Source organism: Microbacterium sp. UBA837, assembly GCF_002296025.1.
Classification (GTDB): Bacteria; Actinomycetota; Actinomycetes; order Actinomycetales; family Microbacteriaceae; genus Microbacterium.
In genome coordinates this window covers 1,469-4,361 of sequence record NZ_DBHD01000177.1, presented here as the reverse complement: position 1 = coordinate 4,361, position 2,893 = coordinate 1,469, and the positions used below count along the sequence as shown (strand labels likewise).

The following is a 2,893-nucleotide window of genomic DNA, read 5'->3' as shown; positions in this document are numbered from 1 at the left end:
GAACAGCGGATCGATCTTCAGCAGCGTGAACCCGTTGTAGAGCATTGCGATGAACAGGATGCCGAGCACCGTCCGCCACACCGCGCCCTCACCGCCGAGGATCGAGGTGCCACCGACGACGATGCCGGCCAGCACCGTGAAGGTCAACGTCGTCGCGATCGCATCGTTCTCGGGAACAGAGGGAGTGCGTGCCAGGTCGATCACTCCCGCAAGCCCGGCGCCGAGGCCCGTGAGCGCAAAGGTCGCGATCCGCACGAGGTTGACCCGGATGCCGGCAAGACGTGCCGCCTCGGCATTGCCGCCCGCCGCATAGACGTACCGTCCGAAGGTTGTGCGCCACAGCACGATCCCGAGGGCTACGACCACCACCAGCGCGATCCAGATCGGCAGCGACATCCCGAGCGGTTCGGTCTTCGCGATCCAGGTGAACTCGGGCACGTCCACGCGGATCTGCCCGATGCCCTCTTTGCCCGCCTGCGAGACGAGCTTCGTCGCGCCGAGGATGATGAAACTCATCGCCAGGGTCGCGATCAGCGGGTTGATCCGCAGGTACGTGCTGATGACGCCGTTGATGATGCCGACGGCAAGGCCCGAGAGCACGCCCGCCAGGATGCCGAACACAGCCCCCTCGGTGCCGCCGACCTTGATGATCACGGTGCCGCAGACGACGGCGGTGAACATATAGGTGGCACCGACCGAGAGGTCGATTCCACCGGCGATCAGCACCAGGGTGCTCGCTGCCGCGATGATCAGGATGCCTGCCTGCCGGTCGAGCACGTTTCCGATGTTCTGGAACGACAAGAACGCGGGGCTCCCGATCGAGAGCGCGATGAAAACGGCAAGGAAGGGAACGACGATCGCGACCGATCGCCACGGTATGCGCGAGAGCACGCTCTGCTGCGCTTGGGTGGGCACGGTGCCGGTGGTCAGGGTCATGATTTCCCACTCATGATCGGATCCGCGAAGGCCGCGGTAAGGACGTTTTCTTCTGTTCTTTCATCGCCCGAGAGCTCCGCGACGATGCGTCCGCTGCGGATGACGAGAATGCGGTGCGCGAGCCCGAGCACCTCTTCCACATCCGATGAGACGACGATTACCCCGATTCCTCGCGAGGCTTCGGCCACGATGAGGTCATAGATCGCGCGGCGCGACCCGACATCCACGCCGCGAGTCGGCTCGTCGGCGATGAGCACGGTGCGGGGGCGCTGCAGGGCACGCGCGAACAGCACCTTCTGCTGGTTGCCGCCCGAGAGGCTCGAGACGTTGCGGCGATCGTCTCCGGCCACGGTGACGCGGTCGAGCATCGCCTTCGCGTCGGCGCGTTCGGCGCGGGTGCGCACCCAGCCCGCGCGGGCGAAGGCAGCGAGGTTCGACAGGGTGACGTTGTCGCGGATCGAGCGGCCGAGCACGAGACCCTGATCCTTGCGCGATTCGGGGATAAGGAACAGGCCCGCGTTGAGCGCCGCGGGCAGCGACGCACCCACAGGGGTGCGCTTCTCGCCGTCACCATTCCCGGGCTCCAGCAGTTCGACCGAGCCGCCGTGGCGACCTGCGGCACCGAAGATGGCGTGCACGATCTCGCTGCGACCGGCACCGACGAGCCCGGCGAGACCTACAATCTCGCCGGGTCTCACCGAGAACGACACTCCACGAACCCCGGGTGCGACCAGATCTGTCACGGTCAAGACCGGATCGCCGACGGTGGGGGCGGGAGGCTGTTCGGGGAACACGGCACCGAGCGTCCGACCGAGCATCGCCTCGATGAGGCTCGCCTCGGTCTCGTCGGCTGCGGGGCCGGTGCGGATGAGACGACCGTCGCGCAGCACGGTGATGTCGTCGGCGAGCTCGAGCACCTCGCTGAGGAAGTGCGAGATGAGAACCACAGTGTGGCCGGATGCCGCGAACTGGCGCACGACGGCGTGCAGCAGGTCGGCATCCGCCCCGACAGCGCTGCCGTCGGCTCGTCCATGATGATGACCGACGCGCCCCGCGCCAGCGCACGCATGATCTCGACCTTCTGCTGGTCGGCCGTTCGCAACGCACCGACCGGTGTGTCCGCGGGAAGGTCGAATCCCGTGCGCTCGCTCAAGGTCCGATACTGAGCCGACAGGCGTTTGCGACCGATGAAGCCGACGCGCCGCGGCTCGCGACCGAGGAAGACGTTCTCGGCGACCGAGAGGGCCGGAACCAGCGCCAGCTCCTGGGCAATCGTCGCGATGCCGTGATCGAGCGCCTCCCGCGGCGATCCGAAGCTCACGCGCTCGCCGTTGACGAGCACCTCGCCCTCGTCGGCGCTGTAGAGGCCGGCGATGATCTTCGCGAGCGTCGACTTGCCCGCGCCGTTCTCGCCGACGAGGGCGTGGACAGTTCCGGGCCGGATCGTCAGGTCGATGTGCCGGAGTACGGGCAGACCGCCGAAGGACTTACCGACGTCCCGCAGCTCGACGGTGAGCTGCGGGACGCCGGCGTCAGCCGGTTGGTGCGGCATGGATCAACCGGGCCACTCGCCGGTGAACTGGTCAACCGTGTCGGGGGTCATGACCCCGTTGTTGGGGAAGTCGGCGAACGGGTCGACATCTCCCATGTCAGTGCCGTCCCGTAGGGCCGCGATCATCGCTTCCATCCCGAGGCGGCCGGTCGTGGCAGGCGCCATGATGACGTCGGAGTAGACGATGCCTTCGGAAATCGCGTCGAGGGCCCACTGCGAGCCGCCGTACCCGACGAGCAGGTAATCGCCGACAGCAGCGCCCGAGTCGCCGATCGCCAGAACTGCACCCTGCAGGCCCTGGTCCGACGTGACGATCGCGTCGATGTCGGGGTTTGCGGTCAGGATGTCGGCTACCGCCGTCTGCGCGGCTGCCGGGTTCCAGAACGTCTCTCCCTCGGCGACGAC

At 67.3% G+C, this 2,893-nt stretch carries 4 protein-coding genes; all 4 read right to left on the bottom strand.

Translation table 11 applies throughout. The features are described 5' to 3' along the window. Nucleotides 1-936, bottom strand: a 936-nt coding sequence (locus B3587_RS12725) for an ABC transporter permease (protein ID WP_292729200.1), incomplete at its 3' end; no start/stop codon positions are given. After that, entirely contained in the window at nucleotides 933-1,754 is an 822-nt protein-coding gene (locus B3587_RS12720) for an ATP-binding cassette domain-containing protein (RefSeq protein WP_292729203.1), read from the bottom strand. The genes B3587_RS12720 and B3587_RS12725, both read right to left, overlap by 4 nt. Next, on the bottom strand, nucleotides 1,682-2,488 hold the full coding sequence (locus B3587_RS12715) for an ATP-binding cassette domain-containing protein (protein WP_292729197.1): 807 nt from the start codon (nucleotides 2,486-2,488) through the stop codon (nucleotides 1,682-1,684). Before B3587_RS12715 ends, B3587_RS12720 begins: the two co-directional genes overlap by 73 nt. 3 nt (nucleotides 2,489-2,491) lie before the next feature. After that, on the bottom strand, nucleotides 2,492-2,893 hold a 402-nt coding region (locus tag B3587_RS12710), incomplete at its 5' end, for a substrate-binding domain-containing protein (protein WP_292729194.1).

What these genes read in the sequence shown, in the direction of transcription:
- B3587_RS12720 (WP_292729203.1), bottom strand. Translation starts at nt 1,754, where the DNA reads ATGCTCGGTCGGACGCTCGGTGCCGTGTTCCCCGAACAGCCTCCCGCC.
- B3587_RS12715 (WP_292729197.1), bottom strand. Translation starts at nt 2,488, where the DNA reads ATGCCGCACCAACCGGCTGACGCCGGCGTCCCGCAGCTCACCGTCGAG.